This is a genomic window from Phenylobacterium sp. (assembly GCF_030697305.1).
In the GTDB taxonomy this organism is placed as follows: Bacteria; Pseudomonadota; Alphaproteobacteria; order Caulobacterales; family Caulobacteraceae; genus Phenylobacterium.
On sequence record NZ_JAUYQL010000096.1, the window covers coordinates 1 to 16,683 of the forward strand.

At 69.4% G+C, this 16,683-nt stretch carries 19 protein-coding genes; 4 read left to right on the forward strand and 15 right to left on the reverse strand.

All coding sequences use genetic code 11. From position 1 onward, the window contains the following. Together Q8R27_RS10060 and petA are read right to left on the reverse strand one after the other, a co-directional pair. The coding region (locus Q8R27_RS10060) for a cytochrome b N-terminal domain-containing protein (protein WP_305698892.1) at positions 1-546 on the reverse strand (546 nt) is incomplete at its 3' end. 5 nt (positions 547-551) lie between these two features. Next, on the reverse strand, positions 552-1,106 hold the full coding sequence (gene petA / locus Q8R27_RS10065) for a ubiquinol-cytochrome c reductase iron-sulfur subunit (RefSeq protein WP_305698893.1): 555 nt from the start codon (positions 1,104-1,106) through the stop codon (positions 552-554). Between the two features lie 238 nt (positions 1,107-1,344). On the opposite strand from petA, the gene Q8R27_RS10070 reads away from it, so the two are divergent. Both Q8R27_RS10070 and hemF read left to right on the forward strand, forming a co-directional pair. Then, complete coding sequence (locus tag Q8R27_RS10070) at positions 1,345-1,815, forward strand: tRNA (cytidine(34)-2'-O)-methyltransferase (RefSeq protein WP_305698894.1); 471 nt, start codon at positions 1,345-1,347, stop codon at positions 1,813-1,815. Beyond that, a complete protein-coding gene (gene hemF, locus Q8R27_RS10075) occupies positions 1,812-2,684 on the forward strand; it encodes an oxygen-dependent coproporphyrinogen oxidase (RefSeq protein WP_305698895.1) in 873 nt (290 codons plus the stop codon). Before Q8R27_RS10070 ends, hemF begins: the two co-directional genes overlap by 4 nt. A 15-nt stretch (positions 2,685-2,699) precedes the next feature. Here hemF and Q8R27_RS10080 read toward each other — a convergent pair whose 3' ends face one another. Genes Q8R27_RS10080 through Q8R27_RS10105 form a run of 6 tightly spaced genes read right to left on the reverse strand, consistent with a single transcriptional unit; the run spans position 2,700 to position 6,676 of the window. After that, positions 2,700-3,401, reverse strand: a complete 702-nt coding sequence (locus Q8R27_RS10080) for a type 1 glutamine amidotransferase (protein ID WP_305698896.1) — start codon at positions 3,399-3,401, stop codon at positions 2,700-2,702. Continuing rightward, on the reverse strand, positions 3,398-4,642 hold the full coding sequence (locus Q8R27_RS10085) for a CCA tRNA nucleotidyltransferase (RefSeq protein WP_305698897.1): 1,245 nt from the start codon (positions 4,640-4,642) through the stop codon (positions 3,398-3,400). Before Q8R27_RS10085 ends, Q8R27_RS10080 begins: the two co-directional genes overlap by 4 nt. Next, positions 4,639-4,896: a hypothetical protein gene (locus tag Q8R27_RS10090; RefSeq protein ID WP_305698898.1), complete on the reverse strand. Its 258-nt coding sequence runs from the start codon at positions 4,894-4,896 to the stop codon at positions 4,639-4,641. Before Q8R27_RS10090 ends, Q8R27_RS10085 begins: the two co-directional genes overlap by 4 nt. 10 nt (positions 4,897-4,906) lie before the next feature. Then, positions 4,907-5,548 (reverse strand): CoA pyrophosphatase, encoded by a 642-nt coding sequence (locus Q8R27_RS10095; protein WP_305698899.1) that lies wholly within the window; start codon positions 5,546-5,548, stop codon positions 4,907-4,909. Beyond that, the gene (locus Q8R27_RS10100) at positions 5,545-6,114 is read right to left on the reverse strand and encodes a DUF1285 domain-containing protein (RefSeq protein WP_305698900.1); all 570 of its coding nucleotides are present in this window, start codon (positions 6,112-6,114) and stop codon (positions 5,545-5,547) included. The genes Q8R27_RS10095 and Q8R27_RS10100 overlap by 4 nt, the downstream gene beginning before the upstream one ends. Positions 6,115-6,124: 10 nt before the next feature. After that, on the reverse strand, positions 6,125-6,676 hold the full coding sequence (locus Q8R27_RS10105; protein ID WP_305698901.1) for a GNAT family N-acetyltransferase: 552 nt from the start codon (positions 6,674-6,676) through the stop codon (positions 6,125-6,127). 240 nt (positions 6,677-6,916) lie between these two features. On the opposite strand from Q8R27_RS10105, the gene Q8R27_RS10110 reads away from it, so the two are divergent. Further along, positions 6,917-8,167 carry an MFS transporter gene (locus tag Q8R27_RS10110; protein WP_305698902.1) on the forward strand — a complete coding sequence of 417 codons (1,251 nt, stop codon included), beginning with the start codon at positions 6,917-6,919 and terminating at the stop codon, positions 8,165-8,167. Positions 8,168-8,174: 7 nt separating this feature from the next. On the opposite strand, the gene pseH is transcribed toward Q8R27_RS10110, so the two are convergent. Genes pseH through Q8R27_RS10130 form a run of 4 tightly spaced genes read right to left on the reverse strand, consistent with a single transcriptional unit; the run spans position 8,175 to position 11,512 of the window. Continuing rightward, entirely contained in the window at positions 8,175-8,747 is a 573-nt protein-coding gene (gene pseH / locus Q8R27_RS10115) for a UDP-4-amino-4,6-dideoxy-N-acetyl-beta-L-altrosamine N-acetyltransferase (protein WP_371134678.1), read from the reverse strand. Next, positions 8,744-9,619: an NAD(P)-dependent oxidoreductase gene (locus Q8R27_RS10120; RefSeq protein ID WP_305698903.1), complete on the reverse strand. Its 876-nt coding sequence runs from the start codon at positions 9,617-9,619 to the stop codon at positions 8,744-8,746. The genes pseH and Q8R27_RS10120 overlap by 4 nt, the downstream gene beginning before the upstream one ends. 14 nt (positions 9,620-9,633) lie before the next feature. Continuing rightward, the gene (locus Q8R27_RS10125; protein WP_305698904.1) at positions 9,634-10,410 is read right to left on the reverse strand and encodes an enoyl-CoA hydratase-related protein; all 777 of its coding nucleotides are present in this window, start codon (positions 10,408-10,410) and stop codon (positions 9,634-9,636) included. Between the two features lie 34 nt (positions 10,411-10,444). Beyond that, positions 10,445-11,512 (reverse strand): MBL fold metallo-hydrolase, encoded by a 1,068-nt coding sequence (locus Q8R27_RS10130; protein ID WP_305698905.1) that lies wholly within the window; start codon positions 11,510-11,512, stop codon positions 10,445-10,447. Between the two features lie 179 nt (positions 11,513-11,691). Between Q8R27_RS10130 and Q8R27_RS10135 the strand changes: the two genes are divergently transcribed. After that, complete coding sequence (locus tag Q8R27_RS10135) at positions 11,692-13,014, forward strand: hypothetical protein (protein WP_305698906.1); 1,323 nt, start codon at positions 11,692-11,694, stop codon at positions 13,012-13,014. A gap of 39 nt (positions 13,015-13,053) precedes the next feature. On the opposite strand, the gene Q8R27_RS10140 is transcribed toward Q8R27_RS10135, so the two are convergent. From Q8R27_RS10140 to Q8R27_RS10150, 3 genes are all read right to left on the reverse strand, one after another. Next, complete coding sequence (locus tag Q8R27_RS10140; RefSeq protein ID WP_305698907.1) at positions 13,054-14,115, reverse strand: M48 family metallopeptidase; 1,062 nt, start codon at positions 14,113-14,115, stop codon at positions 13,054-13,056. 3 nt (positions 14,116-14,118) lie between these two features. Further along, the gene (locus Q8R27_RS10145; RefSeq protein WP_305698908.1) at positions 14,119-15,216 is read right to left on the reverse strand and encodes a YjgN family protein; all 1,098 of its coding nucleotides are present in this window, start codon (positions 15,214-15,216) and stop codon (positions 14,119-14,121) included. Between the two features lie 132 nt (positions 15,217-15,348). Continuing rightward, positions 15,349-16,683 carry a dihydroorotase gene (locus Q8R27_RS10150; RefSeq protein ID WP_305698909.1) on the reverse strand — a complete coding sequence of 445 codons (1,335 nt, stop codon included), beginning with the start codon at positions 16,681-16,683 and terminating at the stop codon, positions 15,349-15,351.

Here is a 16,683-nt window from a genome sequence, read left to right on the forward strand (position 1 = left end):
GAAGCCGCCCCACAGCCAGGTGGTGATGGACTCGCCGATGATCGGCAGCGCGCCGAACAGGGTGGTGATCACCCCCGCGCCGTGGAAGCTCATCTGGCCCCAGGGTAGCACGTAGCCCATGAAGGCCGTGGCCATCATCAGCAGGTAGATCACGCAGCCGAGGATCCACAGGATCTCGCGCGGAGCCTTGTACGAGCCGTAGTAGAGCCCGCGGAACATGTGGATGTAGACCGCGATGAAGAACATCGAGGCCCCGTTGGCGTGCATGTAGCGGACCAGCCAACCGAAGTTGACGTCGCGCATGATCCGCTCGACGGAATTGAAGGCGTAGTCGACGTGCGGCACGTAGTGCATCGCCAGCACGATGCCGGTGACGATCTGAATGCCCAGGCACATCGCCAGGATGCCGCCGAATGTCCACCAGTAGTTGAGGTTCTTCGGCGTCGGGAAATCCAGCAGGTCGGCGCCGAAGCGCACGATCGGCAGGCGCGTGTCGAGCCAGCGCTCGATGCCGGTCTTCGGCTCGTAGGAGGAATGTCCGCTCATCAGTGTCAGCCGATCTTGACCTTGGTGTCCGACAGGAAGGCGTATTCGGGCACCGCGAGGTTCTTCGGAGCCGGTCCTTTGCGGATGCGGCCGGAGGTGTCGTAGTGCGAGCCGTGGCATGGGCAGAACCAGCCGCCGTAGTCGCCACCGCCAAACGTGGGAACGCAACCGAGGTGCGTGCAGGTGCCGACCAGGATCAGCCACTCAGCCTTGCCGGGCTTGTGACGGTCCTCGTCACGGGCCGGGTCGCGCATCGAGGCGGTGTCGTCCTTCACCGCCTTGGCGATCTCCGCGCCCGTGCGGCTGCGCACGAACAGCGGCTTGCCGCGCCACTTCAGCACCACCTGCTGGCCTTGCTCGACCTTGGTCAGGTCGAATTCCACCGAGGCGAGGGCGAGCGTGTCGCCGGCCGGGTTCATCTGATCGATGAACGGCCAGGCGAGGCCTGCGACGGCGCCGATCGCCGCCGTCGTGGCGGCGATGTGAATGAAGTCGCGCCGGCTGGGGTCGTCGCCCGCGGCGTGAGGATCGGGACTTGCGCCCGCGACGGTGTCGGCCACCTTAAAGCTACCCTTCGTGTGTTGAGCCGCCTGCGGTCTCCCGCCACGGCCCGTCCGACGCCCTTGCACCAAGGACGTCCCGCCTTCGAAGCCCCCGTCCAGCACGCGGCCGGAAGCACCTTGAACAGGCGCGCAGCGAGCAGACGATCCGTGCGGAGAAGTCCTGCGAACGTGTCGCAGTCCGTCCCCCGACGATTCGCCTCGCGCCCAGGCCTATCCCGTGGCTGGATCGCTTAGAATGCGTTTGGCCCTTTTTCAACCGGACATTCCGCAAAACCTCGGCGCGGCTCTTCGCCTCGGGGCCTGCTTGGGCGTCGCCGTGGACGTCATTGAGCCCTGCGGCTTCCCTCTGTCGGACCGTGCGGTGCGCCGCGCGGCGATGGATTACGGTGCTCAGGCGGTGGTCGATCGTCACGCCGGCTGGACCGATTTCCTCAGACTCACGCGCGCAAGCAACAGGCGCCTGGTGCTGTTCACGACGCAGGGCGCGCAGCCGTTCGGCGACTTCGCCTTCGCCGCTGGTGACGTCCTGCTGTTCGGCCGGGAGAGCGCCGGGGCGCCACCGGAAGTGCACGCGGCGGCCGACGCGCGGGTGTTCATACCGCTGGCCGCCGGCGCACGATCGCTGAATCTGGTTTCCGCCGCCTCGATCGCGCTTGGCGAGGCGTTGCGCCAGACCGGCGGATTCCCTACTGCGGTCGCCCCATGACCAACGCCGAGCCTTCCGAGGACCGCAGCGCGCGCTCACGCGCCTGGTTCGACACCCTGCGTGACCGCCTCGTCGCCGAGTTCGAAAGGCTCGAGGATGAGGCCCCCGCCGACCTCTATCCGGGTGAGGCTGGGCGCTTCGAACTGAAGCCCTGGGTGCGCGAGGCGGGCGGCGGCGGCGTCATGGGCTTCCTCCGCGGGCGCTTTTTCGAGAAGTGCGGCCTGCACATCAGCCTGGTGCATGGCGAATTCACGCCAGAGATGGCCGCCTCGATGCCAGGCGCCGAAGAGGATCCGCGCTTCGTCGCCACCGGCGTCAGCCTGATCGCCCACATGCGCAATCCGCGCGTGCCCGCGGTGCACATGAACACCCGCTTCCTGGCCACCACCCGCGGCTGGTTCGGCGGCGGCGCGGACCTCACGCCAACGGTCGACACCCAGCGCAGCCAGGAGGCTGACGACGCGAAGGCCTTCCACGCCGCATTGAAGGCCGCCTGCGACCGGCACGATCCGGAATGGTACCCGCGCTACAAGGCGCGCTGCGACGAGTACTTCTATCTGCCGCACCGCAAGGAGCCGCGCGGGATCGGCGGCATCTTCTACGACCACCACGACAGCGGCGACTGGGAGCGTGACTTCGCCTTCACCCGCGACGTCGGCGAGGCGCTGCTGGACGTGTTCCCGCGCATCGCCCGCCACCGCATGCACGAGCCTTGGACCGAAGCCGACCGCCAGGAGCAACTGGTGCGCCGCGGCCGCTATGTGGAGTTCAACCTGCTCTACGACCGCGGCACGATGTTCGGCCTGAAGACCGGCGGCAACATCGAGTCGATCCTCTCCTCTATGCCGCCGCTGACGGCGTGGCCGTAGGTTGGAAAGCGCCGGTCAGCCTGCGGACTTAGCCAGGAAAGCATGCATCCAGCCGGCGATCCGCGTGCGGTCGTCGGGTTGGGCGTAGCTGGCGAGCGCCCGCTGGGCTTCGTCCTCGGTGTAGGTGGTCCCGCGCCCGATTTCGATGAGCGCCTCACCGAAGGCCTGATCGAACTCGGGGTGAAGCTGCAGCGACACCGATCGACCGTCGGCGTAGGCCAGCATGCCGAAGGGGGTGAAGTCACTGCCGGCCAATACGCGGGCGCCGGCTGGCGCGCGCACCACCTGGTCCTGGTGCGAGGCGGTGGCCGCCAGGGCAGCACCCTCGTCCATCCACGCCAAGCGGTCGCGCACCGCGTAGTGGTGCAGGCCTATGCCCCAGCCCTTGGGCGACTTCTCGACCCGGCCGCCGAACGTCTCGGCCATGATCTGATGGCCAAAGCAGATCCCGACCAGCCCCGCGCGCCCGCTGGCCGCGCGCAGAAAATCCGCAAGCTCGGCGATCCAGGGTTGGTGGTCGTAGGCCGCCGCCGGCGAACCGGTGATCAGATAGGCGTCGCACGCCTCAACGCTGGCCGGCATCCCGTCGCGCACGTCGAAGGTCGAATAATCGTAGGCGCCCTCGCCCAGCAACCGGCGGAACATGCCCGGATAGTCGCCGAACTCGGCGCGCAGGGCGCGCGGCGGTGCGCCCGTCTGCAGGATGCCGAGCTTCACGGGACCATCCCCTGCACCACCGCCTTAAGCCGTTCGGCGGCGGCGGCGCGGTCGTCCGGGAAATCCTGGTCGATCCACCAGGCTTCGACCTCGCGCAGCACCGCGCCGACCAGCGGGCCCTTGGGCGTCCCGGCCGCGACCGCGTCAACCCCGCTCACAGGCAGGGTCGGAGGCGTCCAGGTCTCGCCCAGCGCCAGCAGGGCGCGCCATTGCGGCGCCTGGGCGGAGTTGGGCGCGGCGGCCCAGGTGAGCTTCACCCGGTCGGCGAACGCCGCCTGACCGATCTGATAGACGGCGCGGCGGGCTTCGCGCGGGCTCATCCAACTCGTCAGCGCGAGCGAGGGATCGAGCGCCGCCGCCAGCCGGTCGCGCAAGGCGTTCGGCAGGCGCAGCCGCTGGGCGAAGGCTGCCGAGGCTGGCGGATCATCGTCCAGCAAGGCCGCCAGCCTCAGGCCCGCATCCGGCTCGGCCATCAACTGGGCTTCGACCTCGACCAGGCCGGAAAGCCGCCCAAGGTTCTCCAGGCCGGGCGTGGCGATCGCCAGCACGCCTGTCTCCGCCATCGCCGCAAGCGCCGCACGCGGGTCCTGGGCGGCCAGGAGCTTCATTAGCTCCTTGGAGACCCGTTCGGCCGCCAAGGCCGCCACGGGGCCCTTCAGGGCGGCGCAGGCGGCCAGCGCGGCGCGATCCGGCTCCCCCGCGCCGTACCAGGCATGGAAGCGGAAGAAGCGCATCACCCGCAGATAGTCCTCGCGGATACGGGTCTGCGGATCGCCGACGAAGGCCACGCGGCCGGCCAGGGCGTCGGCGACCCCGACTCCGGTGGGGTCCAGCACCGCGCCGGCGCGATCGGCGTAGAGCGCGTTCATGGTGAAATCGCGCCGGCCCGCGTCCAGCGCCCAGTCGTCGGTGAAGGCGACCACGGCATGGCGACCGTCAGTGGAAACATCGCGGCGCAGGGTGGTGATCTCGAACGGCCGTCCTCCGCTGATCGCGGTGACGGTGCCATGGTCAATGCCGGTGGGCACGGCGCGCAGGCTGGCTGCGGCCAAAGCCGCGCTCACCGCCTGCGGCGTCAGCGTCGTGGCGATATCGATGTCGTCGACCACAGCCCCCAACAGGGCGTTGCGCACCGCTCCGCCGACGAAGCGCGCGCAGCCGGCGCCGCCCGCGGCCTCCAGCGCATCCATCACCGCGACCGTGCGCGGGTCGGCGATCCAGGCGGCGGCCAGATTGATCATCGTTGCGGCCGCGTCTTCTCGAAGTGGCCAGGCGTCACCTGCCCGCTCGCGGTCGTTTCGGCCGGGACATAGACGTCGCTCTTGCCAGCGTGCGGGGCCAGCGCGGTGGCCATCAGCGACAGGCCGACGAGGATCGCGCCGATCGCCACCAGCCAGGTCCACGGGGTCGCGCCCATCGGCCGTCCTGTGCGGATGGCCACATCGCGCCAGATGAACCAGACCACGAACGGCGCGGCCATCAACAGGGCGCGCAAGGCGAGTTCCCTAAGCAAGCGCGGCCCCGTAGAGCCGGCTGTAGAGCGCCCGCAGCATGCCCGCTGTGGCGCCCCAGATGTAGCGGTCCTCATGGCGCGCCGCGTAAAACGACCGCTTCTGGCCGTCGGGCGCCTCGCGGACCTCCTGCTCGTAGTTGGCGGGGTCCATCAGGAAGCCGAACGGGGTCTCGAAGATGTCAGCCACCTCGTCTGGGTTTGGCGTCAGGGTGAAGCCCTCGCGCACGAAGCCGACCACCGGGGTGATCAGGTACCCGCTCCCGGTCTCATACGGCGTCGACAGACCGGCGAGCTCCACATAGTCCGGCTCCAGGCCGATCTCCTCGTGCGCCTCGCGCAGCGCGGTCTGCCAGGCGCTTTCGCCCGGATCGCGGCGGCCGCCCGGCAAGGCGACCTGTCCGGTGTGGCTGCGCAGCGCGTCTGAGCGCCTCGTCAGGATCACCGTGTAGCCGTCGGCCCGCTCGACCAGCGGCACCAACACCGAGGCCGCCCGCAACTCGCGTTGCGCCGGGCGCATGGTGGGATTGAGGTCGAAGTCGGAGTCCGCGCCGCTGATCGGGCTGTCGTCGCCGATCGGGTCGAGGTGACGCGCGACCCAGGCGCGCAGGTCGCCGAGCGACTCGACGAACCTCACAGCGCCTGCACCTCGTACGGGCCGATCGGGAACCAGGCGCCGTTCGAGGCGACCTCGAGCATCGACCCGTCGCGCTCTTCAGCCATATCCGCCAGTTCGTAGAACACCGGTCGCGCGATCAGCGCCTCCAGGCCATTTCTCACATGAACATAGGGCCTGGGCTCTCCGGTCTGCGGATCGGTCTCTACGCGGATCGGGTTGTCCGGGCCGGCGTCGACCTCGTCCCCGACATTGGTCAGGAAGCGCAGCGCATCCCCGACACGATCGACGCGCACGGCGATGAACGGCGCGTCCTCGACGACGATCTTCAGCTTCTCCACAGGTGTGACCAGGTAGTAGCCGTCGGGATCCTTGCGCAGCACCGTGGAGAACAGCCGCACCAGCGCCTCGCGGCTGATCCGCGCGCCCTCGTGCAGCCAGCTTCCGTCCTTGCGGATGACGATGTCGATCTCGCCGGAGACCGCCGGATTCCACAGATGGACCGGCGGCAGGCCACGGCCTGGAGCCTGGGCCCTGGCCGCGGCGATCACCCCGTCCAGTCCCGGCCGGCTGTCGGATTCGCTCATGACGCGGAATCTAGGCCTGAGCGGGGCCAGCCTCAAGCTTGCGGGCGAGCGGATGGGCGCGAACAGGCCCGGCAAGCTCGGCGGCGGCGCCCGAGCGAAGGGCGCGAACCAGGATGCGGCGCGGATCGACGGGTCCCGGCAGGGTCACGCGGCCATGCGGGACGACGGCGAAGTTCAGCCGCCGGAAGTAGGGCTCGTCACCGACCAGCAGCACCGTATCGAAACCGGCGTCGGCCGCGGCCTGCGCCGCGCGCTCGACCAGCGCCCCGCCGGCGCCATGAAGCCGCGCCGCCTCGTCCACCGCCAGCGGCCCCAGAAAAATTACCGGACGCCCCCCCACATCGACCAGCCACTGGCGCACGACGCCGACCAGCTTGCCGTCCTCCCAGGCGCAAAACGACAGATCGTGCCGGGGCGCGGCGAATTCGCGGACCCGCTCGGAGACCTTGGTGAAGCGTCCTGGGCCGAACGCGCGGTCGACCAGCGCGTCGACGGCGGCGGCGTCCTGCGGCCGCTCAGGATTGATGAGCAGCTCAGGCTGCCGGAGGGACGTGGCGGTCATCATTGTCAGGGAACTGCATGGCGAAGGGTGCGACAACGCGCGACCGCGCACTTGGCGCCGCCGCAAGCGGACAGTTTCAGGCGAGAACGCCTTGCGGGCGTCCGTATCGTCGTTGGCGTCGCATCGCTTGAAGCGCCTCGCAGGCAAAACGCAGCAGGGATGCGGCGCATAAGGCCCAGCGTCCCCCAGGTCAACGTCGCGATTGCACCGGCCTCCGGCTCGCCCCAAGCTGGGTCGCCCATGTCCCCCAACCCCGAAAACACGCCGACCGTAGCGGAGCTGCTGCGCCAACGCGGCTTCATGCTGTTGTGGGGTTCGCGCGTAACGTCGACGATCGGGGTGCAGATCCAGAGCGTGGCGCTAGGCTGGCAGGTCTACGAGACCGCTCGCCTGACAATGTCGGTTTCGGAATCGGCGTTCTGGGTCGGCATGATGGGGTTGGCGGCGTTCGTGCCGGTGTTCCTGCTGGCCCTGCCGGCCGGCGAGACGGCGGATCGGCACGACCGCAAGCTGGTGCTGCTGATCTGTTACGCGGGCGAGATCGCCACCGCCGGACTGCTGGTGGCGGCGAGCTTCTACGGTTTCGTCAGCCTGCCGCTGCTCATCGGCGTCGCGGCGCTGTTCGGGGTGGCCCGGGCCTACACCGGACCCGCTGGCGCGTCCCTGGCGCCGATGCTGGTGCCGCGGCCCCTGTTGCCGCGCGCCATCGCCTGGAATTCGCTGGCCTACACCAGCGGCGCGGTGGCCGGCCCGGCGATCGGCGGCCTGCTGCTCGGCCTGTCGCCGACGGTCGCCTACAGCGCCACCTGCGTGCTCTACCTCGTCGCCGCCCTGACGCTGTCGCTGATCCGGCAGAACACCAAGCCTGAGGTGCAGCCAGGGTCACGCTGGGCGCTGATCAAGGAAGGCCTCGCCTACGTCTGGGGCAACAAGATCGTGTTCGGGGCGATCTCGCTGGATTTGTTCGCCGTGCTGTTGGGCGGGGCGACGGCGTTGCTGCCGGTGTTCGCCCGCGACATCCTGCACGTTGGCGCGCAAGGCTTCGGGCTGCTGAGGAGCGCGCCGGCGATGGGCGCTGCCTTGGTCGCGGTGGTGCTGGCCACCCGTCCCATCCGCCGCCACGCCGGGTTGTTCCTGCTTGGCGGCGTCGCGCTGTTCGGCGCCGCTACCCTGGTGTTTGGCCTCTCGCGCTCGATGCCTCTGTCGGTTCTGGCGCTGGCGGTGCTGGGGGGCGCGGACATGCTGTCGGTGTTCGTGCGCCAGACGCTGGTCCAGTTGGTGACGCCCGACCACATGCGCGGGCGTGTCTCGGCGGTCTCGTCGCTGTTCATCGGCGCGTCGAACGAACTCGGGGACTTCGAGAGCGGGATCGTCGCGCGCTTCGTGGGCCCGGTGGGCGCGGCGCTGTTCGGCGGCGCGGGCTCGATCGCCATCACCGTGATCTGGGCCAAGCTGTTCCCCGGCCTGCGCAAGTTCGACACGCTCGGTTAGACCCGAGCTAGACGGGAAATCCCCGCGCGCCCAGGCGCTCGCGGCTGGCGTCGCGGATCGCCGCCCAATCCTCCGCTAACAGGCCCAGGCCGACCACGTCGACGAGGGCGCCGCCCTTCAGCGCATGGCGTCGGAACAGCGCCTCGCGCACGAAGCCGAACTTCTCGTGCATTTTCCAGACCGGCTCGTTGTCGACGAGCACCTCGCACCATAGCTTGGCCAGGCCCAAGCCGGTGAAAACCTGCTCGATCATCCAGTACTCGACGAAGGCCCCAATCCCGCGCCCGCGCACCCGCTCCTCGGCCAGGTAGTAGGCCCAGGTGGCGCGTCGGGTTGTGGCGTCGATGTCGGCGAGGTTGGCCAGACCCACCGGCGCACCGTCGAGCTCCACCACCCAATAACGACGGGACGGGTCCGCCAGCGCTTTCGCATACCAGGCGTCATGCTCGGCCTGAGAGATTTCATGGTCGGTGTACATCCAGCGGCGGATCTGCGGCAGGTTTCGCCAGGCCAGCAGCCGCGCGCTGTCGTCCAGCGACGCGGGCCGCATGACGACATCGATCGCCGCGCTTTGCTTCACGCCGTCGCGCCGCCGATGACCACGCCTGGCGGCGGCGGAATGTCGTCGGGCACGAAGAAATCGGGCATCAGCGGCTGTGTGTCGTCCACCCGGTAGCTTTCGAAATCTCGCACGCCTTCAGCGTACAGGAACGTGTCGTCGATCAGGAAATTGCCGGTGAAGCTCCGCGCGTCCTTGATGAACACCGCATGCGCCGCATCGGCCATGATCTGCGGCGCACGGCAGTGGGCGAGCCCCTCTTCGCCGGCCGCCAGCGCGAACCGCACGGCGGCGGTGGCGATGATGGTCCGCGGCCACAAGGCGTTGAACGCGATGCCGTCGGCGCGGAACTCCTCCGCCATGCCCAGCATCGCCAGGCTCATCCCGTACTTCGCCATGCTGTAGGCGACGTGGCCGCCGAACCACTTGGGGCTCATGTCCAGAGGCGGCGACAGCGTCAGGACATGCGGATTGGCCGCCCGCTTCAGATGCGGGATGCAGGCGCGCGAGACCAGGTAGGTGCCGCGCGAATTGATCTGATGCATCAGATCGTAGCGCTTCATGTCGGTGGCCAGCGTGCCGGTCAGCGAGATGGCCGAGGCGTTGTTGACGCAGATGTCGATGCCGCCGAAGCGCGCCACCGCCTGGGCCACCGCCGCATCCACGCTGGCCTCGTCGCGCACGTCGACGATCAGCGGCAGGGCCTGGCCGCCGTCGGCCTCGATCTCCTCGGCGGCGGTGTAGATGGTGCCAGGCAGCTTGGGGTGCGGCTCGGCGGTCTTGGCGGCGATGACCACATTGGCGCCGTCCTGGGCGGCGCGGAGCGCGATAGCCAGGCCGATCCCCCGGCTCGCGCCGGTGATGAACAGGGTCTTGCCGGCGAGGGTCTGCATGGCGCGTCCCCTCTTTATGCGACGCGGCTGAAGTCAGGCGCCCGGCGCTCGGCGAAGGCGGCGAACGCCTCCTTGGCTTCCGCGGAGGCGAGCTGCTGGGCGAAATAAACCGCCTCCTCGTTCATCTGCGCGGCGATCGCGGCCTGATCGATCATCAGCGCCTTGGTGGCGCCGACCGCGGCGCGGGGACGCTGGGCGATCTGCTCGGCGGCGGCGGTGGCGCGCGCCAGCAAGTCCTTGACCGGCACGGCGGCGTTGGCGAGGCCCCAGGCGGCGGCGGTGCGTCCATCCACCGGCTCGCCCAGCACCAGCATGGAGAACGCCCGGACATGGCCGATGCGCTGCGGCAGCAGCATGCTGGAGGCTGCCTCCGGCACCAGGGCCAGGTTGACGAACGGGGTGGTCAGCAGCGCGTCCTCGGCGATGAACACCAGGTCGCAGTGCAGCAGCATGGTGACGCCGACGCCCACGGCGCGGCCCTGCACCGCGGCGACCAGCGGGATCCTGGCGCGGCTGAGCGCGCCGAGCATCGGGTTCTCGTCGGCGCGGGCCGCCGCCTCACCCTCGCCCGCATTGACCTTGGCGAAGTCCCCCAGATCGTTGCCGGCGCAGAAGATGTCGCCCGCCCCAAGTAGCAGCACGCAGCGCACTTGCGGATCATTCGCCGCGCGGTCGATCGCCTCGCCGATTGCGCGGTACATGGGCGCGGTAATGGCGTTCTTCTTTTCCGGGCGATTGAGCGTCAGCGTGAGGACGCCGCCCGCCTTTTCGATCAGCACATGTTCGGTCATCGCGGGCTCCTGGAGATGCGGTCTGGCGTGAACGTTACGCCGTCGCGCGGTACCAGGCCACGCCGTTCGCATCGGTTTCGCGCGCCGCCAGGCCACGCCCGATCAGGCAGTTCAGATGCGCCAGGCTTTCGCCGGTGGCCATGCCCAGCAGGCCCGGCGTGATCTTCGCCCTGAACAGCGCCGAGAAGCAGTCCACGGCGCGTTTCGGCTCGCGCAGCAGGTCCTGCAGCCGCAGCAGTCCCTGCTCGTGACCGCTGATCAGATGGTCGATGCGCGCGTGCAGGCCGAAGAACGGGTCGTTGTGCGCAGGCAGCACCAGCACCTCGTCGCCGACCTGCGACTTGATCCGCGCGAGGGACGCCAGCCACTCGCTCAATGGATCGGCCTCGGGCTCGGTGGGAAACACCGAGACGTTGGAGGAGATGCGGGGCAGCACCTGGTCGCCGCTGATCATCAGCTGCAGGTCGGGGCAATGCAGGCAAGCATGCTCCGGCGAATGGCCCGACCCCACGACGACCCGCCAGCGATGGTCGCCGATCATCATCTCCTGGCCATCCACCAGCCGATGGAAGCTGTCGGGCAGCACGTGCATGTACTTGCCGAATGTACCGAACCGCGTGCGGTAGGTCTCGAGCGAGTCCTCATCCCATCCGGCCCCCCGATAGAAGCGCAGGGCGTCAGAAGGCGCCTCGCGGCCGGTGTCGGCGCTCAGGCTGCGGCACGACAGGTACTCCAGCCGGCTCATCCATAACGGCACGTCGTACTTGCGGGTCAGCCAGCCGGCCATGCCGACGTGATCGGGATGCATGTGGGTGACGAAGACCCGAGTCGCCGGCCGCTTGCGCAGCGGCCCGTCGAACGCGTCACGCCAGGCGTGCATGGTCTCGGCGCCGCCCATGCCGGTGTCGACGATCGCCCAGCCGCCTTCCTCCGCGATGGCCCAGACATTGATGAATCCCAGCGGGCCGCCCAGCGGCATGCGCAGCCATTTGACCCCGGCGGCGATGTCGATCGCCTGACCGTCCTCCGGCCCTTTCTCAAAAGGATAGCTCAGCGTCGGCGCGGGACGTTCCTGCGCTGTAGTTTCTGAAACATCGCTCATCTGCGCCCCCGCCTGCTGGTCGACCGCAACACTCGACCCTAGGGGCGCGTCGCGCAAACCCCTATGCGCCGGCGAGCCGCAGCTCCGCCCAGCTTTCGCCGGGTTCGGCCATCATCTTGACCAAGAGGAACGCCCGGCGCAGATGTGCCGCAAGAGGAACACCAGGAGTTTACGAGACCATGAGGCCCATCGGAATCGGCGTGGCCGCCGCCCTCCTGCTCGCCGCACTGGCGCCTGCAGCAGTGCTTTCGGCCCCCAAGAAGGCGCCAGAGATCAGTGAAGAGTCCCGCAAGACGGGTATGGCGGAAGCCCCCGCCGCGGCCCAGGCCGCCGGCGTCGCCTGCCAGGTCGCCGACGCGCGCCTGATCGGCAAGTCGGCGGACAAAAAGACCAAGGTCTCGACCAGCTTCTATGAGGTCGATTGCGCCCAGGGCATGGGCTACGTGATCCAGGCCGCCAGCGACGCGACGCCGGTGGCGTTCAGTTGCATCGAAGCGAACACCATCCCCGAAGGCGGCAAGGAAGCGCCCGCGCCTTGCAAGCTGCCCGGCAACGCTGACCCCAAGGCCGATCTGGCGCCGCTGCTGACGGCCGCGGGCTCGACCTGTACGCCGACCCAGGTTCGCGGCATCGGGCGCAGCAAGACCAGCACCTACGTCGAACTGGCCTGTCAGGACGGCTCCGGCCAGGTTCTGGTGGCCAGCGCGCCGCTGGACACCACCAAGCCGGCGACGACCCAGAACTGCCTGATGTTCGACGACGCGACCACCAACATCAAATGCACCCTCACCGACCGGGCCGCGCGCCTGTCGGTGGTCGACCGCTACGCGACGGAATCCAAGAACAACTGCGCAGTGAAGGACCGCCGCTTCGTCGGCGCCACCCGTGACGGCGCCTCGTTCTTCGAAGCCGCCTGCCAGGATGGCAAAGGCTATATCTTCAAGTCCGACAACCGCGGCGCGCTCACCCAGACCATCGAATGCGCCAAGGCCATGGGCGTGCTCGGTGGCTGCACCCTCACCGACGCCCGTGAGGCGGCGACCGAACAGGCCGGCCTCTACACCCGGCTCGCCAAGGCCTCGGGCGTCAACTGCGACGTCGAGAAATACGCGGCGTTCCCGGCCCCTCCCGGCAAAGACATCGTCGAGCTGGTCTGCAAGGGCGGCGCGCCTGGCGGCGTCGGCGTCTTCGACTCCACCGGCAAGGGTGTGGTCTACGACTGCGGCCACTCGCTGGTGGCGGGCTTCAAGTGCGGCCTGAACTCGCAGACCAGCGCGTCTGCGGCGCTCACCGCCGACCTGCGCAAGTTCGACCAGAAGACCTGCGTGGTGAAGGACAGCCGACTGGCCGGCAAGACGCCCAAGGGCACCCTGCTGCTCGAGGTCTCCTGCACCGACGGCTACAAGGGCTACATGATCGAGTACACCGCGACGCCCGTGAACGCGGTCGCGGCGACGAGCTGCGCCTTCGCGGCCGGTTGCAAGCTGCCCGGCAACACCTGATCGGCCGGCCTTAGGGTCGCGCCACCAAGGCCCGCGAGGTTAGCGCCTCGCGGGCCTTTTGCTGGGAGTCACGCAAGCCGCCTTCACCGCCGCCCATTCGGTGGGCGTGAAGGCCGCGGCGCCGGGTTTGGCGCGGGCCCGGGCGACCTCGGCGCGCTGGCGCGAGGCCGGATGGCTGGCGATCAGCTCGGCGGCGCCCGGCGCATCCCCGCCCTTGCCGGCCAGCCGTGCGAAGAACGGCGCCATGCCCTGCGAGCTCAGGCCCGCCGCCTGCAACAGGTCCTGTCCGCGCGCGTCCGCCTCGGCCTCCGCCTGGCGGCCGTAGCGCAGGTCGCTCAGGCCCCCGGCCAGCAGCACCGCCTGCTGCCCCGCGCCGCTGCCGCCGCCGACCACCGCGTCCAGCACCATGCCGAAGCCGAACGAGCGCCAGACCGCCTGCATCACGTGGCGTTTCTCCACGTGCGCAGCCTCATGGGCGATGACCGCGGAGAGCTCTTCCGGTGAGCGGGCCATGGCGATCAGGTCGTCGGTGACCAGCACCGCGCCGCCCGGCAGGGCGAAGGCGTTGGCGAACGGCGCCTCGACGGCGCGCACGCGGATCCGGAACGGGGTGTCGGCCTGACGCTGCAGGGTCTCGCCCAGCCGCCGCAGGGCCGCCTGCCCGGCGGGATCCTGCTTGCAGGTGCGCAGCGGGGCGGAGATCTGGACGTCGAAGCTGTCGCCCATCTGCTGCTCGAACTTGATGGGCGTGGCGCGCGCCAGGGGGCCGGACAGCGCCGGCATGCCGATGAACACGAAAGCCGTCACCGCGGCGGCGGCGGCCACCAGCGCGCCGATCAGCCTCGCCTCGCGGAAGCGCTTGCCGCTTGGCGCCACGCCGCCGGTCGCCGCCCGCCAAGCCGCGCCGTCGACCATCAGCCGCCCGTCGCCGCCGGCCGGCGCGGCGAGCCGCACGAGCCCGCCCAGCACCTCGACCTCGACGCCGGCCAGAGCCCAGCGATGCGCCTGGCCGTCGGCGTAGAACAGCACCGCGCCGTCGACGAGCGTCAGCTCGACGTCGTGCGCCTGGGCGGTGCGCCCGTCATGGAAGCGCGCCTGCACGGATCAGATCGGCGCCCATCCGAAGGCGTCGGCGAGCCCCTCGGCGGTGCGCGGCCCCTGCGGCGCCTGCCGCGCGGCGGCGAGATCGGCCAGTCCTTCGCTGCGCAGCCGCCCGATCAGGAACTTGATGGTGCGAGCCTGGATCAGCGGCATGAGGAAGCCCAGCGAGACGATCAGCAGCAGCACGTTGGTGAACATCAGCCAGGCCATCGCCGGCCACTTGAGATCGAACCGGAAACCGGCGTCGTCGAGCCTCAGCCCCGCCGCCGTCGCGCGCAGCTTCGCCGCCTGATAAGGCGCGATCGCGGCGACCATCAACGGCGCGGCGATCAGCATCAGCACCACAATGGCGACGGCGGTGATCGCGGAGATCTCGTCCGGCGAAGCGCCGGCCTCTTTGGCGCCGATCGACAGCAACACCACGACGCCGACAATCACCGCGTACATCACCCCGACGCCCACGCCGGCCAGGATGAACGCCGGATAGACCGCCACCTTGCGTGCAGCCTCGATGTCGAACCGCAGCGGTCGGTCGCCAAAGCTCAGCGAACCCCAGAGCAAGCCAGCCAGCCGTCGTTGCGCGGCCGGCCAGAACCATCCCGCGGTGATCACACTCAGCAAGGCGTAGCCGATGTAGCTCAAGGCGTAGTCGCGCGCCGAGCCTCGCGCCTCGAAGCGGATGCCGCGCCAGACCGTGCGACTGGCCATGTAGCGGAAGGCGCTGAACATGCCGAAGCCGAACAGGAAGAAGATCACCAGATAGAGCGGCAGGATGATCAGGGCGGCCACCGCGGGACCGAGCAACTGGGCGGTGAACGACACCAGCAGGAACGGCGCGCCGAACACCGCCAGCGTGATCAGGAATCCCATGAACAGGTCCTTGCCGCGACCGGTGTATTCCAGCGGCTCTCCGTTCAGATAGGTCGAGCTCCACACCCTGCGGCGCACCTCGGTCTTGCCCCAGAAGCGGTAGAGCGTCAGCGTCACCAGATTGAGCAGCCCGTTCTTCAGGCTGAGTCCGACGAAGCTCGAGAGCGCCGCGCGCTGCTCGAGATTGATCGCTTCCCCGCGCACCGGCGCAGGGCCTTCGGTCATCGACATGAAGCGTCCCCCCTTCAGTCCAAGGCGAGCGTCGCACGCAGGACGTGCCGGCGCCATTTCCCTCGCCGCCTGCGGGAACTTATCGGCGACAGGGTTTCCGCAACGCCAACACGGTGGAAATCGCCGCGAGCCTCAGCGCGCCAGGGTCTCCAGGAACCGCACGGGCTCGCCCAGGCTGGGGGCGATGATCTCGTCGTCGCGCATCACCGCACGGCCGCGCACGATGGTCGCCACCGGCCAGGCCTTGGCCTCGAAGCCGTCGAACGGCGTCCAGCCGGAGCGGGTGGCCATGGCCTCGTGGGTGATCGTGCGCCGGGCCTTCATGTCGACGATGGTGAGGTCGGCGTCGTAGCCCTCGGCCAGCCGGCCCTTGTCGGCCAAGCCGAACACCCGGTTGACCCCATGGCTGGTGAGGTCGACGAACCGCTCCAGGCTGAGGCGTCCCTCGACCACATGAGTCAGCATCACCGGCACCAGGGTCTGCACGCCCGGCATGCCCGACGGCGAGGCCGGATAGGGCCGGGCCTTCTCCTCGCGGGTGTGCGGCGCGTGGTCGGAGCCCAGCACATCGGCGACGCCCGACGCGACCCCCGCCCAGATGCCCATGCGGTGATGGTGGTCGCGGATCGGCGGGTTCATCTGGGCGAAGCCCTTGAGCCGCTCATAGTCCTGGGGGCCTTCCAAGGTCAGGTGCTGGGGCGTCACCTCGACGCTGGCCACGTCCTTGTGCGCGGCGAGGAAGACGATCTCCTCGGCCGTGGTCACGTGCAGCACGTGGATGCGCTTTCCCAGCGCCTGGGCGATGCGCACCAGCCGCTCCGTGGACTGCATGGCCGAGCGGGCGTCGCGAACCTCCGGATGGCTGGTCCAGTCGCCGGTGCGGGCCAGCGGCCGGCGCTCGGCCAACCGGTACTCGTCCTCTGAATGGAACGCGGCGCGGCGGTTGACGTGTCGCAGCACCTGCTCGACGCCCTCGTCGTCCTGCACCAGCAGGGTGCCGGTGGAGGCGCCCATGAACACCTTGACCCCGCAGCAGCCGGGCAAGCGCTCCAATTCGCCCAGGAAGTCGGCGTTCTCATGGGTGCCGCCGACATAGAAGGCGTGGTCGCAATGCATGCGTCCGCGCGCCCGCGTCAGCTTGTCGGCCAGTGCGTCGGGATCGGTGGTGGTGGGCTCGGTGTTGGGCATCTCGAACACCGCGGTGACCCCGCCCAGCACGGCGCAGCGGCTGCCGGTCTCCAGGTCTTCCTTCCACTCCAGGCCCGGCTCGCGGAAGTGCACCTGGCTGTCGATCACGCCCGGCAGCACAGTCAGCCCGGTCGCGTCGAACACCTCGTCGGCCGATGCCTGGCCGAGGTCGCCGATCGCGGTCACCTTGCCGGCCCGCACGCCCACGTCGGCTAAACCGCGACCGGCGTGGTTCACCACCTCGCCGCCACGCACGATCAGGTCGAATGTCTCGGGCAT